Source organism: Streptomyces sp. KM273126 (assembly GCF_004337435.2).
GTDB lineage: Bacteria > Actinomycetota > Actinomycetes > Streptomycetales > Streptomycetaceae > Streptomyces > Streptomyces acidicola.
On the sequence record NZ_SJXB02000002.1, the window covers coordinates 1401251 to 1419903 of the forward strand.

Sequence of the window (18653 nt, forward strand, 5' to 3'; positions counted from 1 at the left end):
GAGTGCTTCTCCGGCCGGCCCCTTCATGTCTCCGGGCGGTTGCCCGCCCGTGTGTGTGCGACTCAGGCGGCCGTCATCACGTGTGCGCGGTGCGGGGCGATGATCTGGCCGTCAGGCAGGAGCTCACCGGTGTCCTCGAAGAGCAGAACGCCATTGCACAGGAGGCTCCATCCCTGCTCCGGGTGGTGTACCACGAGGCGGGCGGAATCCCGGTCGGCTGATTCGGCTGTCGGACACGATGGCTGATGCTGGCACATGGTGGTAGGGATCTTTCGGTTTGTTGTGGTGTGTGGGATTGCTGTCGTGGCCGGCTCGCGGCTTGAAGCGTTGTTCATGGCCGCCCCCGTTGTGATAAGTCGGTCGGTCCCAGTGTTGCCCTACGAGCGTCAATCCGCAGCGGTTTTGCGGCACCGTTTTCTCACAGGTTTATGACGCATCTCACGTGCGGACGGTTCATCCCCACCGCACTGTCCCTTCGGGTGGTTCGCCCTGGCCGGATGGGGCTAGTCCATGCGGGTCGACGGTTCATTTTCGGCTCGTACGAGCGTTATCGCGCCCGAAAGAGCGGTGAGTCCTGTCGGCAGGAAAGCCGTACCCCGCCGCCGGTCATTTCCGGGGCGGGGTACGGGGTTGTCCGGGTGTGAAGTGTCAGGCGCTGAGCAGTGGTGCCGGAGTTACCCGGTGGGTCAGGACCGGCAGCAGGTCCGCGACCGGGTAAGGGCGGTTGGCCGCGATGCCGGGTGGGGCGGGAGTCAGCGGGACCAGGACGTCCGTGGCGGCCGGGTGGCCGGTGGCGCCGTCCGCGGTGCAGTCGCCGTGCAGCCAGAGCGTGAGCATGTACAGCTCGGGTACCGACAGCAGCCGCGCCTGGTACGGCTGCTGCACGGACTCCGCCTGGCGCAGTGCGAGTTCCGTGGCGGCGACGTACGGGCCCTCGAAGAAGTGCGAGAAGGCCCAGCCGTCGGGCGTCAGCCGGGTTTCCGCGGCGGCCACCGCGCGGCCGCCGCTGCGGATCAGGAAACGCCATCCGGCCAGCCGGGTCGCGGACGCGCCCTCGGGGGTGATCCGGTCCAGCACGTGGACGGGCAGCGGCAGTTCGGGTGTCACTGGTCCCTGGGTGCTGCGCAGGGACGGGGTGGGTGCCTCGCGGACGGCGGTGGGGGATCCGAGTGCCGTCAGGACGGTGCGCAGTGCGGGCGCGGGAGCCGGGGGGACATGCAGCGGCATGGTGGGTCGCCTCTCATTCGACAGGCACAGTGGCGCGAGGTCGGGGGCGGACGGCGCTGTCAGCTCTCGGGCTCAGAGAGGTGGGGCCTTGGGGTCCGGCGCGGGAGGCGGCCTGCCGCACGTCACCTGACGGCAGGCCGAGGACCGAGCGCCAACTCTCTGCCTCGTTTCGCGAATTTTATACGAGAAGTCTTCAGGCAGTGTTTCTGCTAGCCGTCCCGGATATGCGCAGCAAGGCACTATTCGGCCTCGGTAATGCGGGGTTTCATCCCGATTGCAGGCGGGGTGCGCGGCGATGACCTCGGAATTTCCCCGGGCAACGGACGGCCGGTTCTCGTCAGTGTTATTCACAAGGTCGCAAGACGTGGAAACCGCGTGCCACTTCATGCCTAGTGAATGTGCCTATGGGCACTCGTTCAGCGTAGCGGGTTACGGGTCCGCCCGGGGGTGCTATCGAGGGACCCGCCGCGGGACGTTAATGATCGCGCTGCCTGGGCATCATCCCTCGTGGACCCGGGACAGCAGCGGCCGGTTCGTCGGCCTGCCCATCCGAGGAGGGGGCGCTTCGATGGGGGAGAAGGTCGTGGCGGAGTCGTTCGACCTGTCCGATCGGCACCGCTACCGCGACAAGCTCCGTCAGTGTCTGGCGGTGCTCGGGCGACTGTTGGAGGAGAAGCGGTTCGACCGGCCCAAGAACCTGATGGGGCTGGAGATCGAGCTGAATCTCGCTGGTGCCGACGGTCTGCCCAGAATGATGAATGCGCAAGTGCTGGAGCGTATAGCGAGCCGTGATTTCCAAACAGAACTGGCCATGTTCAATCTGGAAGTCAACATAGCCCCCCATCGATTGGAGGGCCGCGTATTCGACCGACTTTCCGAGGAGCTCCGTACGTCTCTGGCATATGCCGACCGGAAAGCGAGTGAGGTCGACGCGGGCATCGTGATGATCGGCATTCTGCCCACCCTCGGCCGGGACGACCTGGTCTCCTCGAACATCTCCGACGTGGACCGCTACGCGCTGCTCAACGACCAGATCGTGGCCGCCCGCGGAGAGGACTTCGCGCTCGACATCGACGGTGTGGAACGGCTCGTGTGCACGTCGAAGTCGATCGCGCCCGAAGCCGCCTGCACCTCTGTGCAACTGCATCTCCAGGTCACCCCGGGCCGGTTCGCCGACGTGTGGAACGCGGCGCAGGCGGTGGCCGCCGTACAGGTCGCCGTGGGGGCCAACGCCCCGTTCCTGTTCGGGCACGAGCTGTGGCGGGAGTCGCGGCCTCCGCTGTTCCAGCAGTCCACCGACACCCGCCCGCCCGAGCTCCAGGCGCAGGGTGTGCGGCCGCGCACTTGGTTCGGGGAGCGGTGGATCTCCTCGGCGTACGAGCTCTTCGAGGAGAACCTGCGCTACTACCCGGCGCTGCTGCCCATCTGCGACGACGAGGACCCGCTGCGCGTCCTCGACCAGGGAGGCACGCCCAGGCTCGCCGAACTCGTCCTGCACAACGGCACGGTGTACCGGTGGAACCGTCCGGTGTACGGAATCGCGGACGGCGTACCGCACCTGAGAGTGGAGAACCGGGTGCTGCCCGCGGGGCCGACCGTCACCGACGTCATCGCCAACGCGGCCTTCTACTACGGGGTCGTGCGGGCGCTCGCCGAGGAGTCGCGGCCGGTGTGGACGCGGTTGCCCTTCGAGGCCGCCGCCGCCAACTTCGACGCGGCCTGCCGTCATGGCATCGAGGCGCGTCTGCGGTGGCCTCGGCGGGGCCGCTACGGTGGCGGGACCGTGGAGGTGGACGCCGTGAGCCTCGTACGCGACGAGCTGCTGCCCTTGGCCGAGGTGGGGCTGGACGCGTGGGGCGTCGAGCCGGCGGACCGGGACTTCTACCTCGGAGTGATCGAGGAGCGGTGCCGACGGCGGGTCAACGGGGCGAGCTGGCAGGCGGAAACGTTCCACCGGGCGCTGGAGAAGGGGCTCGACCGGGACGTCGCGCTGGCCGCGACCACGCGGAGGTACTGCGAGCTGATGCATGTCGGGGAGCCGGTGCACACCTGGCCGGTGGGGTTGCCGGAGCCGGTGCCGCTGGGGTGAGGGGGCCTGTCTCACCCCCACCGCCCCTACCCGTCCCATCCCTGGGGGCTGCCGCCCCGGACCCCCTGTCCGGCCTCGTCCTCAAGCGTCGGACGGGCTGGACGGCTCAGCTCTGGCTGCCCGCCTCCGTGATGGCCTTGAGTATGACCGACTGGATCTGTGACGGGTCGCTGACCTGATGGCCGGAACCGCCGGCTGCCTCGGCGAACTGCTCCAGTTCGTCCTTGTCCGCCTCCGGGCCCACGGCGATCGCGATCAGCGGCACCGGACGCTCCCGATCGGCGGTCTCCTGCAGTGCGGAGACGAGGGCCGAGCGGGAGATGCTGTCCGGGTCCTCGTTCACGCCGTCGGTGAGCACGACCAGCGCGTTGAACTTGCCCTTCGCGTACGACGAGACGGCCTCCTTGTACGCGGCGAGCGTGGTGTCGTACAGGCCGGTGGCGCCCCCCGGAACCGGTTCCAGGCTGTTGAACGCGGCGGACAGCCGGTCCCGCTGGATGCCGTCGCCGACTCGGTCGCCGAGCCGTTTCGTCGGCTCCAGAACCCTGTAGTCGCGGTTTCCGTCGAGCCGGGTGGCGAACTCCCACAGCCCGATCTCGTCCTCGGGCGTGAAGGTGGCGAGGGCCTGGAGCAGTGAATCCTTCGTCACGTCCATGCGGGTCCGGTCGGTGCCGGGCACCGGCTCCGTCATCGAGGCGGAGGCGTCGACGACCGTGGTGATCCGGGCGCTCTGCACCGTGATCGTCCACACGCCGAGCGCCTCCTGGACCGCCGTCGCGGGGTCCGGTTCGGGCGGGTCGTCGTCGTACGGCTGCGGGGCGCGGCCCCCGGCCCGGGTGACCAGGGCCTTCGAGGCGCCGCTGCCCTCCGTGCGGAACCCGCGGTCCGTCAGCAGCGCCCGCTCCTCCTTACTGTCCAGCAGCGTCATGAACCGCAGTGCCGCACGGCTCTCGTCCGTGGTGAGCCGCGCCTCGTCGACCAGCGTGAACGGGTAGTCGAGCCGGGGTGCTCCGTCCTCCGGGTAGAAGATGCGGAGCCGCTCGCCGCCGTCGGCCGACGCGTTGTGCGCGTATGCGGACTGCTCGGACAGGAGCAGTGCCTGGTTGCGTTGGGGGTTGCCCTGTTCGGTGCCCGAGCCGTCCCGTGGGAGGGTGGCCAGGACCTGGCTGTCGCTGTCGACCGTGCGTTGCGAGAGCAGTTTCGCCATCGCCGCCGCCTGGGTGCCGCCGTCCTTGGCCGCGGCTGTGGCGGTCGTCAGCCGGGTCAGCGCGAGCAGACCGGTGGCGCTGCGGGAGGGGTCGGCCGCGCCGAGCTTCAGCCGGTCGTCCTGGAGGGTCGCGCCGGCCAGATCGGTCCAGGTGTACGTCCGGTCGGGCCAGCCCAGGGACTTCGCCGCCGAGGGGGTCGTGGCTATGCCGACCGGGGAGGAGGCCACGTTGCCCGCCCGGGTGAGCCGCGTGGATGCCGTGTCCGCCGTGACGCGCTGCACCCACACGTCCGAGTCAGGCACCCACACCTGGGCGTCGGGTTTCCCGCCGGAGCGCAGTTCGTCCGCGACCTCGTACGAGTCGCGGGCCGTCACGCGTATGTCGAGGCAGCGGCCGTCGGAGGTGATGCTCTCGTCGCGCGCCCGGTCGGCCGCCGTCCTGAGCGCGGGCGCGATGTCGGGGGAGGCGGCCAGGTCGAGCTGTACGGCCTGGTCCCGGCAGGAGGCGCCGAACGAGAGCAGTCCGCCGCGGACGGCGGCCGTCGTGCCTCCGGCGATGGTGAGGACGAGGGCGGTCGCGACGGTGACGGTGCGGCGGCGGGCGTGCGGCCGAGGGCCGGGTGCGGCGGCCCTGGGAGGATCGGGCAAGCTGTGACGTCCCATGGGATGGTGCCCTTCGCGTTCGTACTTCGTGACGTGACATGGCCAAGCGGGAACGGGGGAGGTACGCCCGCCGAAGGCGCCCGTCCTCCCGTGGCCTGTCGCACACGATCTTCGCAACTCCTTTTCGAGACCCTAGCGGGGTGAAGATGGGGATGCGGTGGGATTACTGAACTGGAGGCAGGAGTGCAGGTGGAGGCAGGGGCGGTGGCCGATTCCTCTCCGTTGGAGGGGATGGCTCGACGGACTCTCCGGAACGAGACGCTGCTTGTTCTGGGGCTTTCGCTCGGTGCGAGTGGAGTATCCGCTCTGATCAGTTTTGTCGGATCGGTCACGAAACCAGGAGGACTCAAGGACCAGGCTGCGACCCTCAACGCCTCGGCCGCGCCGGGCCGTCCATGGCTGGATCTCGCCTGGCAGCTCTTCGGGATCACGACGGCGCTGGTGCCGGTCGCGCTCGTCGCGCACTTCCTGCTGCGTGAGGGCAGGGGTCTGCGGACGCTGGGGTTCGATCGGACGAAGCCGTGGTTCGACCTCGGGTGGGGGGCGGCGGTCGCGGCGGTGATCGGCAGTACGGGCATCGCGTTCTATCTCGCGGCCCGAGGACTCGGCTTCAACCTCACGGTGGTGCCGGAGGCGCTGCCCAGCGTGTGGTGGAAGTTCCCGGTCCTGATCCTCTCCGCGATCCAGAACTCGGTCGTCGAAGAGGTCATCGTGGTCGGGTATCTGCTGCGCCGGCTGGGCCAGTTGGGCTGGAGTCCGGGGTCGGCGCTGATGGCGAGCTCGCTGCTGCGCGGCTCGTACCACCTCTACCAGGGCATCGGCGGCTTCATCGGCAACGTGGTGATGGGCGTGGTGTTCGTCTACCTGTACCGGCGCTGGGGGCGGGTCGGGCCGCTCGTGGTGGCGCACTCACTGCTCGACATCGGCGCGTTCGTCGGGTATGCGCTGCTGGCGGGCAAGGTGGACTGGCTGCCGACGGCGTGAGGGGGGTGTACGGTCGGCGCGGAGCCGGCGGTACGCCCCCCTCGGGTGCCGTCACGCCAGCAGCTCGCCCTCGATGACCGTGATCGCGCGGCCGGTCAGGAGGGTGCGGTCGCCGCGGACCTCGGTACGGACCAGGCCGGAGCGCGATGAGGCCTGGAGGCCGGTGAGGGCGGGGCGGCCGAGGCGATCGGACCAGAACGGGGCGAGGGCCGTGTGGGCACTGCCCGTGACGTGGTCCTCGTCGATACCGACGTTGGGGAAGAAGCAGCGCGAGACGAAGTCGTAGCCCTGGGAGGGGTCTTCGGCGCGGGCCGTGGCGATGATGCCGCGCTCGGAGTAGCGGCCGAGGGCCCTGAGGTCGGGGGTGAGGCCGCGGACGCCCTTCTCGTCGGCGAGTTCGAGCAGCAGGTCGCCGATGTTGGGGCCGGTGTCGAGGGCGGTGAGCGGCTGGGCGCCCAGTGCTTCGGCCACGCCGTCGGGGAGCTCGGCCGGGGCGATGGGTGCGGTGGGGAAGTCCAGGGTGAGGGACCCGTCCTCGTGGGGTGTCGCGACGAGGACACCGCTGCGGGTGGCGAACCGGACGGTGCCGGTGTGGGCTCCGGTGGTGGCGAGGACGTGCGCCGTGGCCAGCGTGGCGTGGCCGCACATCGCGACCTCGACGGCGGGCGTGAACCAGCGCAGCGCCCAGTCCGCCTCGGCGCCCTCGGGCAGCCGGTGGGCGAACGCCGTCTCGGGGTGGTTGACCTCCCGGGCCACGTGCTGGAGCCAGGTGTCGTCGGCGAAGGCGTCGAGGAGGACGACCCCGGCCGGGTTGCCGGCGAAGGGACGGTCGGTGAAGGCGTCGACGATTCGTATCCGCATGGTCCGACGCTAGAGGCCGGGTGGAGCGGCGGGCCAAGGCCAATTCCGGGGCGCTGGACCGATTTCGGGGAGCGGGGGAGCGGGGTTCGTGGTTCGGCGGGAGCTGGGGAGCGGTTCGAGGGAGCGAAGGGCTGGGCGCGGCGACGTGGCGAGGCCGCGCCCTCGTTTCTGGTCGCCCGATGTGGTGGGTCAGTGAACGGAGAACCCGCCGTCGACGAAGATCGACTGCCCGGTGATGTAGCCGGACGCGCGGCCGGCCAGGAACACCGCCGCTCCGGCGAAGTCCTCGGCCAGGCCGTTGCGCCCGACCATCGTGCGCGCGGCCAGCGCGGCCACCTTCTCCGGGTCGGACGACAACCGTGCGTTGAGCGGGGTCATGACGAAGCCGGGCACCAGGGTGTTGCAGGTGACGCCATACGACGACCATGCCTCGGCCTGTGAACGGGCCAGCGACTCCAGCGCCCCCTTGGAGACTCCGTAGGCGCCGCTCTGGACGAACGCCCGGTGCGCCTGTTGTGAGGTGATGTGGATGATCCGGCCGAAGCCCCGCTCGGCCATGCCGGGCCCGAACCGCTCGCCCAGCAGGTAGGGCGCCTCCAGGTTCACCGCCATCGTGGTGTCCCACACGTCCTCGCCCAGCTCGCCCATCGGTGGCCGCAGGTTGATCCCGGCACTGTTGACGAGAATGTCGGGCTCGCCGAACACCCCGGCTGCCTGCTCCGCCGCCGCGCGCACCCCGTCGCGGGTGCTCAGGTCGGCGCTCACCCAGGCCGTCCGGCAACCGTCCGCCACCAACTCGTCGACCGTGGCGGCCAGCTCCGCCTCCCGGCGCGCCACGATCACCACGCTCGCGCCCGCTCGGGCGAGCGCCCCGGCGATGGCCCGGCCGATGCCGGAGCTGCCGCCGGTCACCACGGCGACCCGGCCGTCCAGCGAGAACAGTTCGGAGAGGTAGTTGTGCGACGTCATGCCCGAACCCTAGAGGGCGCGGCCACGGCTACGGGGGCCGGGGCGGAGCGCCGCGGACGGGGAGACCGACTGGGGTGCGCATGCTCTGCGAGGCTTGTCGCGCGAGCTGTTCCGATATATCGTTGAAGCATCGCGACAGATCAACGATGGAATGGAGTGAATGCGATGCGTTCCCGTGGACAGGACTACGGATTCGAGCGTGGACATGGACGTCACGGTGGGTGCGGCCCGCACGGGCGCCCCGACTTCGAGGCGCTGCGCGGCGCCTTCGGGCCGTTCGGCCCGGGGCACGGTGGCCCCGGTTTCGGGCCGGGCTTCGGTCCGGGCCCGTGGGGTGGGCGCGGCAGGGGCGGACCGAGGGGGAGGGCACGGCGAGGTGACGTACGGGCGTCGATCCTGGCGCTCCTCAAGGACCGGCCCATGCACGGCTACGAGATGATCCAGGAGATCGCCGAGCGCAGCGGCGGGGCGTGGAAGCCCAGCCCCGGCTCGGTCTACCCCACCCTCCAGCTACTGGAGGACGAGGGCCTCATCGCCAGCGAGACCGAGGGCGGCAAGAAGCTGTTCTCGCTCACCGAGTCGGGCCGTACGGCGGCCGACGAGGGGCCCGAGGCGCCGTGGGAGGAGGCCTCGCGCGGGGTCGACTGGGAGGCGCTGAGCGAGATCCGGCAGGCCGGCTTCGGTCTGATGGAGGCGTTCGGCCAGGTCTGGAAAACCGGCAGCAAGGATCAGCGCGACAAGGCGCTGGCGGTCATCAACGAGGCCCGCAAGAAGCTGTATCTGATCCTTGCCGACGAGGACTGACGGTCGGCAAGCCTGTGGTGCGGCATGGGGTGCCCCTCGGACGTGGTCCGCGGGGCACCCTGTTGTGTGGCAGTGGGGCAGTCTGTGCGGAGTCGTGCGTCCGTCCTACGTCACCAGTCCGCCCAGCTTTCGCAGTGACTCGTTCAGTGCGGCCGTCGCCGAGTCCTTCAGCTTGCCCGCCATCAGAGCCACGGCCGCGCCCGTGAACGCGCCGTCGATGCGGACCGTGGTGGCGGAACCGTCGGGCGTGAGCGTGTAGCTCGTGGAGAGGTCCACGGCCATCGGGCCCTTGCCGCGGATGGTGAGGACCCGGGCGGGTTCGAGTTCCGCGATGGTCCACTCGACCTCGGCCGGGAAGCCCATGAGCTTCAGGTTCTCCTGGAAGGTGCCGCCGACCGCGAGGGTCCCCGGACCACCCTTGGGGAAGGAGGTGTGCGTCGTGTTCCACTCCCCGTACGCCGACCAGTCGACGAGCTGGGCCCACACCTTCTCGGCGGGTGCCTCGATGCGTGCCTCCGCGCTGACCTCGGCCATGCGACCACCTCTTCGTCTCGGGCTGCGGTGTCGCGGAACGTAGCCGCACGGCCTGGAACATTCAATACTGATGAACCGTCAGAAAAAGTCCGGTTGCCGTCAGAAAGAGTCCGGTTGCGAAGGTTCCGATGTCGTCCCCGAAGGGGTGTTCTCATCCGTAAGGAGGAGAACTGGCGCATCCGTGCCCAACCTGTGTCGGACGTGGAAATGCTGCCGGGCGAGGATGACCCGGCCGGAAGGGACTGATGGGGTGGGGCATGTGCGACCCCGTATTCCCCGGCAGTCAGCCGCCGGACACGACCGGACAGGCGCGGAGCCCGATGCCCGGCTCACCGACGAACTGGCAGCGGTGATCGCCGGTGCGCGCAGACGGGCGCTGCGGGACGGGGATCGGCAGATCGACACCGCCCATCTGCTGCACACGCTCCTGGAGTCCGACCCCGAGGTGCGCGCCGTCTTCGGCGGCGGCCCGCAGATCGCCCGGCTGCTCGGATACCTCGTGCAGCGGAGCATCGGCTACGGACTGCGCTGGCAGAGCGGCGTCGAGGACTCCGGAGCCGTGCCCGTGCTCACCGACGTCGCGGGCTGGTCACCGATGGCGGCCGGGGCGATGGAAGATGCGTACGGGCGTGCCGAACGACGAGGTGGGCAGCGCGCCCGCGGGGTCGATCTCCTCGCCGCGATCGTCGCGGCCCGCGAGTCGCGTGCCGTGGAGGTCCTCGGGCGCGCGGGCATCGACGCGGACGAGTTGTCGGAGTGGATCGAGAGCGGGCAGGCGGGGCGCCCGGCGGGCGGGGACGCCGTCAGCTGAGACGCTGCCGGGCGGGTGCGGGCGGCGCGATTACGTCGTCCGGCGCCGGGGCCGTCCAGACGCTGAGACAGGTGTCAAAGGGGGTGACGCTCATGTCATCGCCTGTCATCATGTGCCGGTGCACACCTCACAGGGCAGTCAGGGCAACCGCGGCAGGGGCGTCGGCCTCGGGCTCGCGCTCGGGTCGGCGATCGCCTTCGGCGGATCGGGTGTGGCGGCCAAGCCGCTGATCGAGGCGGGCCTCGACCCGCTCCACGTGGTGTGGCTGCGGGTCGCGGGCGCCGCGCTGGTGATGCTGCCGCTGGCCGTCCGCCACCGGGCGCTCCCGCGTCGCCGGCCCGCGCTGCTCGCCGGATTCGGCCTGCTCGCCGTGGCCGGGGTACAGGCCTGCTACTTCGCCGCGATCTCACGGATCCCGGTCGGTGTCGCGCTGCTCGTGGAGTACCTGGCGCCCGCGATCCTGCTCGGCTGGGTGCGGTTCGTACAGCGACGGCCTGTCACGCGTGCCGCGGCCGTGGGGGTCGTGCTCGCGGTCGGCGGACTCGCCTGTGTCGTCGAGGTGTGGTCGGGGATGGGCTTCGACGCCCTCGGTCTGCTGCTCGCCCTCGCCGCCGCCTGCTGCCAGGTCGGCTACTTCGTGCTGTCCGACCAGGGCGCCGACGCGGGCGAGGAGGCACCGGACCCGCTCGGCGTCATCGCGTACGGACTGCTCGTCGGCGCCCTCGTGCTCACCGTGGTGACCCGCCCCTGGACGATGGACTGGTCCGTGCTCGCGGGAACCGTCAGCATGGACGGCACGGCCGTCGCGGCCTGGCTGCTGCTCGGCTGGGTCGTGCTGATCGCGACGGTGCTCGCGTACATCACCGGAGTGGTCGCCGTCCGCAGGCTCTCCCCACAAGTCGCGGGCGTCGTGGCCTGCCTGGAGGCGGTCATCGCGACCGTGCTCGCCTGGGTGCTGCTCGGCGAACACCTCTCCGCACCGCAGCTCATCGGCGGTGCCCTTGTCCTGGTCGGCGCCTTCATCGCGCAGTCCTCGACGCCCGCCAGGACACCGGACGGGCCGGTCGCGGGCGGCTCGGGGCATGCTCAGAGCAACGGCGCCGCAACGGACGGCAGCGCGGCGGGCGGTCCCGAGAGGCAGTTGTCGGCCCCCGGAAGCGCCCCATAGGATGCGGATCATGCCGTCGACGCTCGTTCTTCCTCCCCCGGCCGCCTGAGGCGGGCCTCCGGGAACCACGCCCTGCCGGACGGCGGGGCGGAGCGGTGCTGCCCGCAGACGAAGTCCCGGGACCTTTCCGTACGCCGGTGAGCCGTGCCCCAGCGCACATCAGCGTCCAGCACATCTCACCCCGGCGACGACGTGGCCCTTTCCCGAACTTCTGCTTCTGCGGAGAGAACACGTGTCGAACGCTGCCTCCGGCCTGCCCACAGGGCGAGGCCTCCTCTATCTGATCGTCGCCGGTGCCGCCTGGGGCACCGCGGGCGCGGCCGCATCCCTGGTCTACCGGGCCAGTGACATGGGGCCGGTCGCTCTTTCCTTCTGGCGCTGCGCCGCCGGGCTCGTCCTGCTGCTGGCCGTCCGCCTCCCGCGCCCGCGGCCCGCCGTCGCCCTCGGGACCGTCCGTGAACCGCTCGGTCGCAAGGCGCTGCGGGCCGGGGCGACGGGCATCGGGCTGGCCGTCTTCCAGACCGCCTACTTCGCCGCCGTCGACGAGACCGGCCTCGCCGTGGCGACCGTCGTGACGCTGGGCGCCGGGCCGGTACTGATCGCGCTGGGCGCCCGGCTGACCATGGGCGAACGCCTCGGACGGGGCGGCGTCGCAGCCGTCGCCGGGGCACTCGTCGGACTCGCCGTCCTCGTGCTCGGCAACGGCGGAACGAGCGTACGGCCGTGGGGCGTGCTGCTCGCGGTGGTGTCGGCTGCCGGCTACTGCGTGATGACGCTGCTCACCCGGTGGTGGGGGCGCGACGGCGGGGTCGACGCCTCCGGTACGACCGCGTGGACGTTCGCCGTGGCGAGTCTGTGTCTGCTGCCTTTGGGCCTGGCCGAGGGGCTGGTCCCGGCGACTGCCCAACCCACGCTGATTCTGATCCTGTTGGCGTACATCGCCGCCATCCCCACCGCTCTCGCCTACGCGCTGTACTTCGCCGGCGCGGCCGTCGTCCGCTCGGCCACCGTGTCCGTGATCATGCTGCTCGAGCCGGTGAGCGCGGCGGTGCTCGCGGTCGTGCTGCTCGGTGAGCGGCTGACGGCGGCGACAGCCGTCGGCACGCTGCTGATGCTCGGGTCGGTCGCCGGGCTCGCGGTGGCGGAGGCGCGGGGTGCGGGCGCGGTGGTGGAGGAGGCGGTACGCGTGTGAGGGGCGGGTGGGTGCGGGCCCCTCGGGCTCTCGTGGGGGCACTCGGCTCTCGCGGGCCTCTCGGCTTTCGCGGGCCTCTCGGCTTTCGCGGGCCTCTCGGCTCTCGCGGGGCCCGCACCGTCACCTGCCGGCAGCCCACACGCCTCGCCGGCGCAGCTGATGCTCCCGCGCCGCGGCGTCGCCCGGAGCGCCCCGCGCCGCGAGCCCGGTCACGATGCGGTCCTGCACCTCCTCCGGCTTGTGGGCGGCGTACTTGAACTTCGCCCGCACGTCCGTCACTTCGAGCCGCAGCCCGCGGATACCGGAGAGGGACCGGCCGTACGGGGCATCGCCGACGGCCACGGCCACCGAGCCGCCCTCCGGCTGGAAGTGGCCCACCTGGCGGTTGAGCAGGTGGGCCTTCTCCGCCGGGTCGTCCACTATGTGGGCGACGCACCGCAGTTGGACGGCCGCGTAGAAGCTCGTCGGGGTGCCGTGCTCAGGAGGGGTGCCCGGCGGAGCCTGCCAGGGGCCGGGGATGAACACGTAGTCGTCCACGACGCTCAGCAAAACCTCCGGGTTCGCGTCCAGCGCGGGCCACATGGGGTTCGGTCGGGCGAGGTGGGCGACGACCTCGCCGTACCCTCCCTCGCTGTACCGGGAGGACTCCCCGCGGTCGTACGCGAAGTGCAGCGGCTGGACGTACGGCGGCTCGCCGGGCAGGCCGTTGACGGCGAGCTGCCCGAAGTCGTGGTCGGCGAGCCACCCCTGCCACTCGGCGTCGTCGCGGGGCGCGTCCCACGGGTGGATCAGCATCACAGCACCGCCAGGTAGTCGGGGAGCTCCGTGCCGGGCGCCAGGTCCGGGTCGGGCAACGGCGTGCCGTAGCCCTTGTGCACCGGGACGACGCCGGCCCAGTGAGGGAGGGCGAGGTCCTCGGGCTCGTCATTGACACCGCCCGTGCGGAGCTTGGCGGAGACCTCGTCGAGGCCGAGGCGGATCACCGCGGTGGCGGCGGACTCCTTCGTGTCGGCGGGCCGGGAGTCACGTGAGCGGCCGGGCACGACATGGTCCACCAGCGCGTCCAGGGCCAGCCGCTTCTCCTCCGGGTCGGTCACCTGGTGGGCGATGCCGTGGACCACCACGGAGCGGTAGTTGATCGAGTGGTGGAAGGCGGACCGGGCGAGGACCAGCCCGTCGACGTGCGTGACCGTCACGCACACCGCGAGCCCCGGATCGGCCTGGCCGGTCATGCGCAGCGGACGCGAACCCGTCGAGCCGTGAAGGTAGAGCCGCTCGCCGACCCGGGCGTACAGGGTGGGCAGCACGACCGGGGCGCCGTCCCGCACGAAGCCCAGATGGCACACGTAGCCCTCGTCGAGTATCGCGTGCACCACGTCCTTGTCGTAGGAGGCCCTCTGTGCGGAACGGGTGGGGACGGTGCGGTCGGTCGGGGTGTAGGCGGTGGGCGGCGAGGTCGGCTGCGGGGTCCCCTGCATTGCGGTCTCCATTGCACTAGTGCATAATCTGCTTTGTGCTAGGAGAGTATCGGATCGAAGGGCGTCGCGCAGCAGAGATTGCGGCGAGCGTCGAGCGTGCGGTGGGTGCGGGACAGTTGGAGCCGGGGCAACTGCTGCCGCCGATGCGGGAGTTGGCGGCCGAACTGGGTGTGAATCCCAATACGGTCGCGGCCGCTTACCGCACCCTGCGTGAGCGCGGGGTCATCGAGACCGCCGGGCGCCGTGGCAGCCGGGTGCGGTCCAAGCCGGCCACGACAGGGCGGGAATACATCCGGGTGGACGTACCGGAAGGCGTACGCGACCTCGCCGACGGCAATCCGGACCCGGCGCTGTTGCCGCCGCTCGCGAAGGCGTTCGCGGCGGCTGCCGAGGAGGGTGACCGCGCCCCCGTTCTCTACGGTCAGGCCCCGGTCGAGCCGGATCTGGCACGGATCGCGCGCGCGGATCTGGACGCCGACAGCGTGCCGGACGGACCGGTCACCGTCACCTCCGGCTCGCTCGACGCCATCGAGCGCGTCCTGGCCGCGCACCTCAAGCCGGGCGACACGGTGGCGATCGAGGACCCGGGGTGGGGCAGTGTGCTCGACCTCGCCCCGGCGCTCGGACTGCGCACGATCCCCATGGGTGTCGACGACGAAGGGCCGCTCCCCGACGACGTACGCCGCGCTCTGGAGACCGGGGCGCGGGCCCTGATCGTCACGGACCGGGCGCAGAACCCGACCGGCGCCGCGGTGACCGCCACGCGCGCGCGTGCCCTGCGGTCCGTGCTCGCGGACCACCCGGGGACCCTGCTGATCGAGGACGACCACGGCCACCGGATCGTCGACCAGCCCCTCCACCCGCTTGCGGGCGTCACGCACCACTGGGCCTTCGTCCGCTCCGTCGCCAAGGCCTACGGGCCCGACCTGCGGCTCGCCGTGCTCACCGGCGACGCCGTGACCGTGGACCGCGTGCGCGGGCGGCAGCGGCTCGGGCCCGGATGGGTGAGTCGGCTGGTGCAGCGGGCGGTGGTGCGGCTGTGGGCCGACGGTGCCGTGGACGCGCGGGCCGTGGCGGGAGCGTACGGGCGAAGGCGCGACGCGCTGATCGGTGCGCTCGCGGACCGCGGGGTGGTGGCGCAGGGGCACAGCGGGATGAACGTGTGGGTCCCCGTCCCGGACGAGACCGGCGCGGTCGCCCGGCTGCTGCACGCGGGCTGGGCCGTGGCACCCGGCGCCCGCTTCCGTCTGAGCGCGCCTCCCGGCATCCGGATCACGGTGTCCACGCTCACCGAGGGCGAGATCGCGCCCCTGGCGGACGCCGTGGCCTCGGCGATCCGCCCGGCGCCCGCTCGGCGTTATGTGTGACGTCCTGTCAGGCGCTCATCGCGTGCGGGGCTTCACCTGGGTCAGCGCCGCGCCCGCCAGCACGATCGCCGCACCGACCGGAGTGGACCAGGTGAGCGACTCGTCGAGGATCGCGACGCCCGCGGCCGTGGCGATCACCGGGATGAAGTACGTGACCATCTGGGCGGTGGTCGGGCCGACCTCGGCGACGATGCCGTACTGCACGAGCATCGCGAGACCGGTGCCGAGGGCACCGAGCGCGACGATCGCGAGCAGGGGCAGCACCGGGAAGGTGGCGGGCAGGGACGTGAACAGCTGGGTGACGACAGCGAGTTGGACGGTGGCCAGCAGCAACTGTGCGCCCGTCAGGGAGAGGTTCGAGTGGCCGGAGCCCGCCAGCGTGCGGCGGACGTAGATCCAGCCGATCGGATAGCTGAGCGAGGCCAGCAGGGCCATCGCCGTGCCCGAGGCGTCCAGGCCGTTGAACCCCTGCCAGGCGCCGAGCACCGTGAGCACGCCGAGGAAGCCGAGTCCGAGCCCGGCGACCCGCACTCGCGTCGGCCGGTCCTCGGAGAGCGCGACCAGTGACAGGGCCATGCCCCACAGGGGCGAGGTCGCGTTGCAGATGCCCGCGAGAGTGGACGGGATCGTCAGCTCCGCATAGGCGAAGAGGGAGAACGGCAGCGCGTTCAGCAGCAGGGCCGCGACCGTGAGGTGGCCCCAGGTGCGGGCGCCGCGCGGTAGCCGCTCCCGCTTCACCGCCATCGCCACCGCGAGTACCGCCGTCCCGAACAGCAGCCGTCCGAAGGTCACCTGGAAGGGGGCGTATCCCTCCGTACCGACCTTGATGAGAAGGAAGCTGAAGCCCCAGATGAGGGCGAGGAAGCCGAAGCGGATGCGCCAGTCGACGGATGGACGGCGATGTTCGGCGGTGGCCGGGGTCTGGATGGGGGCGTGGGGAGGGGCGTGGGTGGACGGGCGGGAGGCGCCAGTGGCGGTGGTCATGGGCGTAACGATGCCTCCCCTCGATCTCGTAGCACAAGCGAGAAATGCTGAGCTGAATCTCGTAGCATTACTTACATGTTGAACCTGGAGCGCCTGCGCACCCTCGATGCCCTGGCCCGGCACGGCTCGGTCAGCGGAGCGGCCGAGGGGCTGCACGTCACGACGTCGGCCGTCTCCCAGCAGATGGCCAAGCTGGAGCGCGAGGTGGGACAGCAACTCCTGGCCAGGAACGGACGCGGGGTGCGCCTCACCGATGCGGGACGGCTGCTCGCCGACCACGCCGCACGCATCCTGTCCCAGGTCGAGCTCGCTCAGTCCGATCTGGAGGCGCAGCGCGGGCAGGTGGTGGGCGAGCTGCGGCTGATCGCGTTTCCGACGGCGATGCGCGGGCTGTTCCCGGCGGTGCTGAGCACGCTGCGGGCCGACCATCCGGCACTGCGGGTGCGGTCACGGGAGCTGGAGCCCGAGTTCGGGGTCAACGCGGTGATCCGGGGCGACGCCGACCTGGCCGTCGTCCTCGACTGGTACAACAAGCCCCTGCCCATGCCCGAAGGGCTCGCCAAGGCGGCGATCCTCGACGACCCCGTGGAGATCGCGATGCCCGAGGGGCACCCGCTCGCCGGCCGGGACGCGGTCGACCTGGAGGACTTCGCCGACGACGAGTGGGTCGCCTGGGCCGAGGGCGAGTTCTGTCATGAGTGGCTGCTCTACACGCTGCGGGGCAAGGGCATCGAGCCCTGTATCGCCCACCGCGCCGAGGAGCACCAGACCCAGCTCGCCCTGGTCGCCGCCGGGCTGGGTGTCTGTGTCGCACCCCGGCTCGGACGCGATCCGATGCCGGCGGGGGTGCGGGCCGTGCCGCTGCGGCACCGTGTCCACCGGTGCATCTACGCGGTGTGGCGCGCGGACGCCGACCGGCGCCCCTCGATCAGGGCGGCGGTGGAGGCACTGCAGAAGGCGGGGGAGAGCATCGGCTCGGCGGCCTCGCAGTGATGCCGTGAGTCACAGTGATGCTGTGAGTCACAGAGACGGCGTGCCTCACCGTGACGCCGTGCCTCGCAGCCATGCCGACGGCTTCACGAGGACGCCATCTTCCTGAAGTCCCACGAAGCGATCGACTCCGGCGTCAGCCGTACCCACGCGTGGCGGCCGTCGTGCGGCATCTCGTCCAGGCCGAAGTTCTTGCGGGCGAACAGGCGCTCCACGGAGGCGAGTTCGGGGGCCGGCTCGCCCGTACGAGGAGCCTCCCCGACGAAGTCCACGGTGCCCGACAGCTCGACGCCCCGCAGTTCGCCGTAGTCCTCGCCCGCGTCGACCGTGACGGCGACCCGCGGATCACGGCGCAGGTCGGCCCACCGCTTGCTGCGCGTGATCGAGTACAGCCACAGCGAGGTTCCGTCCCAGACGAACCACAGCGGGCTGACGTGCGGCGCTCCGTCGGCCGAGACCGTCGCGACCCGGCAGGTGCGCTGCGTGGCCAGGAACTCGTCCAGCTCGGCCGGCGCCATCATGATCTTCCGGCCCCGGCGCTGCGTGACGGCCATGAAGCCTCCCCTGTTCTGACGTAGTGTCAGAAAGGCAGCATGAGTTGTCTTCCGCCCATGCGCAAGGGGCGTTACGCTCGCCCGCCCCGAGTGCCGGTGGCAGGACGAAGGGGAGCCATGCCGTCGTACGAAGCGCTCAGCGCCCTGCTCGACCCCGCGACCACGGTGCTGCTCACCGTCGAGTGCCAGCAGGGTGTCGTGGGCCCGGACAGCGCACTGCCCGAACTGGCGGAGGAGGCGCGCTCGTCGGGTGCGCTGGCGAACGTCGCCCGGCTGGTCGCCGCGGCCCACGAGAACGGGGTACAGGTCGTGCACGCCGTCGCCGAGCGGCGGCCCGACGGCCGTGGCGCGAGCCGCAACGCCAGGCTGTTCCGCGCGGCCGAACGGCTGCCCGTCCGACAGTTGTCGGGCACCGCGGCTGTGCGCGTCGCGCCGCCCGTCGAGGTCGCCGAGGAGGACCTGGTCGTACGGCGGCTGCACGGGCTGTCACCGCTCGCCGGCACCGACCTCGACGCGCTGCTGCGCAACCTCGGCTGCCGCACACTGGTCGTGACCGGTGTCTCGGCCAACGTGGCCGTCCCGAACACGGTGTTCGACGCCGTCAACCTCGGCTACACGGCCGTCGTGCCCGGGGACGCCATCGCGGGGGTGCCCTCCGATTACACCCCCGCGATGATCCGCAACACCCTCGCGTTGGTCGCCACGGTCGCGACCACGGACGAGGTGCTGGGCTGTCTCCAGCGGCACCGCCGGCCGGCATGAGCGTTCGCC

General features: G+C 71.3%; 19 protein-coding genes. 9 read left to right on the plus strand and 10 right to left on the minus strand.

Annotated features, from left to right (window positions below; genetic code table 11):
• Positions 1–62 precede the first annotated feature (62 nt).
• Both E0500_RS43345 and E0500_RS36740 read right to left on the minus strand, forming a co-directional pair.
• Positions 63–257, minus strand: coding sequence for a DUF5999 family protein (locus E0500_RS43345; RefSeq protein WP_131564240.1), 195 nt, complete (start codon positions 255–257; stop codon positions 63–65).
• Positions 258–648: 391 nt separating this feature from the next.
• Complete coding sequence (locus E0500_RS36740) at positions 649–1227, minus strand: hypothetical protein (protein ID WP_131564219.1); 579 nt, start codon at positions 1225–1227, stop codon at positions 649–651.
• Positions 1228–1795: 568 nt separating this feature from the next.
• Here E0500_RS36740 and E0500_RS36745 point away from each other — a divergent pair.
• A complete protein-coding gene (locus E0500_RS36745) occupies positions 1796–3316 on the plus strand; it encodes a glutamate--cysteine ligase (protein WP_131564224.1) in 1521 nt (506 codons plus the stop codon).
• A gap of 106 nt (positions 3317–3422) precedes the next feature.
• On the opposite strand, the gene E0500_RS36750 is transcribed toward E0500_RS36745, so the two are convergent.
• Positions 3423–5186: a substrate-binding and VWA domain-containing protein gene (locus E0500_RS36750; RefSeq protein WP_131564225.1), complete on the minus strand. Its 1764-nt coding sequence runs from the start codon at positions 5184–5186 to the stop codon at positions 3423–3425.
• 183 nt (positions 5187–5369) lie between these two features.
• Between E0500_RS36750 and E0500_RS36755 the strand changes: the two genes are divergently transcribed.
• The gene (locus tag E0500_RS36755) at positions 5370–6170 is read left to right on the plus strand and encodes a CPBP family intramembrane glutamic endopeptidase (protein WP_131564226.1); all 801 of its coding nucleotides are present in this window, start codon (positions 5370–5372) and stop codon (positions 6168–6170) included.
• A 51-nt stretch (positions 6171–6221) separates the two neighbouring features.
• On the opposite strand, the gene E0500_RS36760 is transcribed toward E0500_RS36755, so the two are convergent.
• Together E0500_RS36760 and E0500_RS36765 are read right to left on the minus strand one after the other, a co-directional pair.
• Positions 6222–7031, minus strand: coding sequence for a PhzF family phenazine biosynthesis protein (locus tag E0500_RS36760; protein ID WP_131564227.1), 810 nt, complete (start codon positions 7029–7031; stop codon positions 6222–6224).
• A gap of 189 nt (positions 7032–7220) precedes the next feature.
• On the minus strand, positions 7221–8000 hold the full coding sequence (locus tag E0500_RS36765; RefSeq protein WP_131564228.1) for an SDR family NAD(P)-dependent oxidoreductase: 780 nt from the start codon (positions 7998–8000) through the stop codon (positions 7221–7223).
• Between the two features lie 165 nt (positions 8001–8165).
• Here E0500_RS36765 and E0500_RS36770 point away from each other — a divergent pair, with 165 nt between their 5' ends.
• Positions 8166–8804 (plus strand): PadR family transcriptional regulator, encoded by a 639-nt coding sequence (locus tag E0500_RS36770; RefSeq protein ID WP_131564230.1) that lies wholly within the window; start codon positions 8166–8168, stop codon positions 8802–8804.
• Positions 8805–8909: 105 nt separating this feature from the next.
• On the opposite strand, the gene E0500_RS36775 is transcribed toward E0500_RS36770, so the two are convergent.
• Entirely contained in the window at positions 8910–9338 is a 429-nt protein-coding gene (locus tag E0500_RS36775; RefSeq protein WP_131564231.1) for an SRPBCC family protein, read from the minus strand.
• A gap of 259 nt (positions 9339–9597) precedes the next feature.
• Here E0500_RS36775 and E0500_RS36780 point away from each other — a divergent pair, with 259 nt between their 5' ends.
• The 3 genes from E0500_RS36780 to E0500_RS36790 all read left to right on the plus strand — a co-directional run bounded on the left by E0500_RS36780 (position 9598) and on the right by E0500_RS36790 (position 12509).
• On the plus strand, positions 9598–10149 hold the full coding sequence (locus E0500_RS36780) for a Clp protease N-terminal domain-containing protein (protein WP_309505278.1): 552 nt from the start codon (positions 9598–9600) through the stop codon (positions 10147–10149).
• A gap of 112 nt (positions 10150–10261) precedes the next feature.
• Positions 10262–11317 (plus strand): DMT family transporter, encoded by a 1056-nt coding sequence (locus tag E0500_RS36785; RefSeq protein ID WP_131564233.1) that lies wholly within the window; start codon positions 10262–10264, stop codon positions 11315–11317.
• A 232-nt stretch (positions 11318–11549) separates the two neighbouring features.
• Positions 11550–12509, plus strand: a complete 960-nt coding sequence (locus E0500_RS36790) for a DMT family transporter (protein WP_131564234.1) — start codon at positions 11550–11552, stop codon at positions 12507–12509.
• A gap of 120 nt (positions 12510–12629) precedes the next feature.
• Here E0500_RS36790 and E0500_RS36795 read toward each other — a convergent pair whose 3' ends face one another.
• Together E0500_RS36795 and E0500_RS36800 are read right to left on the minus strand one after the other, a co-directional pair.
• Positions 12630–13304 carry an FMN-binding negative transcriptional regulator gene (locus tag E0500_RS36795; RefSeq protein ID WP_131564235.1) on the minus strand — a complete coding sequence of 225 codons (675 nt, stop codon included), beginning with the start codon at positions 13302–13304 and terminating at the stop codon, positions 12630–12632.
• Positions 13304–13987, minus strand: coding sequence for a pyridoxamine 5'-phosphate oxidase family protein (locus E0500_RS36800; protein ID WP_131564242.1), 684 nt, complete (start codon positions 13985–13987; stop codon positions 13304–13306). Before E0500_RS36800 ends, E0500_RS36795 begins: the two co-directional genes overlap by 1 nt.
• A gap of 35 nt (positions 13988–14022) precedes the next feature.
• On the opposite strand from E0500_RS36800, the gene E0500_RS36805 reads away from it, so the two are divergent.
• On the plus strand, positions 14023–15354 hold the full coding sequence (locus E0500_RS36805; RefSeq protein ID WP_131564237.1) for an aminotransferase class I/II-fold pyridoxal phosphate-dependent enzyme: 1332 nt from the start codon (positions 14023–14025) through the stop codon (positions 15352–15354).
• 15 nt (positions 15355–15369) lie between these two features.
• On the opposite strand, the gene E0500_RS36810 is transcribed toward E0500_RS36805, so the two are convergent.
• Positions 15370–16338: a DMT family transporter gene (locus E0500_RS36810; RefSeq protein ID WP_181587354.1), complete on the minus strand. Its 969-nt coding sequence runs from the start codon at positions 16336–16338 to the stop codon at positions 15370–15372.
• 75 nt (positions 16339–16413) lie between these two features.
• Here E0500_RS36810 and E0500_RS36815 point away from each other — a divergent pair, with 75 nt between their 5' ends.
• Positions 16414–17331 (plus strand): LysR family transcriptional regulator, encoded by a 918-nt coding sequence (locus E0500_RS36815; RefSeq protein ID WP_131565139.1) that lies wholly within the window; start codon positions 16414–16416, stop codon positions 17329–17331.
• 83 nt (positions 17332–17414) lie between these two features.
• Here E0500_RS36815 and E0500_RS36820 read toward each other — a convergent pair whose 3' ends face one another.
• Entirely contained in the window at positions 17415–17882 is a 468-nt protein-coding gene (locus tag E0500_RS36820) for a pyridoxamine 5'-phosphate oxidase family protein (RefSeq protein ID WP_131565141.1), read from the minus strand.
• A 117-nt stretch (positions 17883–17999) separates the two neighbouring features.
• On the opposite strand from E0500_RS36820, the gene E0500_RS36825 reads away from it, so the two are divergent.
• The gene (locus E0500_RS36825; protein ID WP_131565142.1) at positions 18000–18644 is read left to right on the plus strand and encodes a cysteine hydrolase; all 645 of its coding nucleotides are present in this window, start codon (positions 18000–18002) and stop codon (positions 18642–18644) included.
• The last annotated feature ends 9 nt before the right edge of the window (positions 18645–18653 follow it).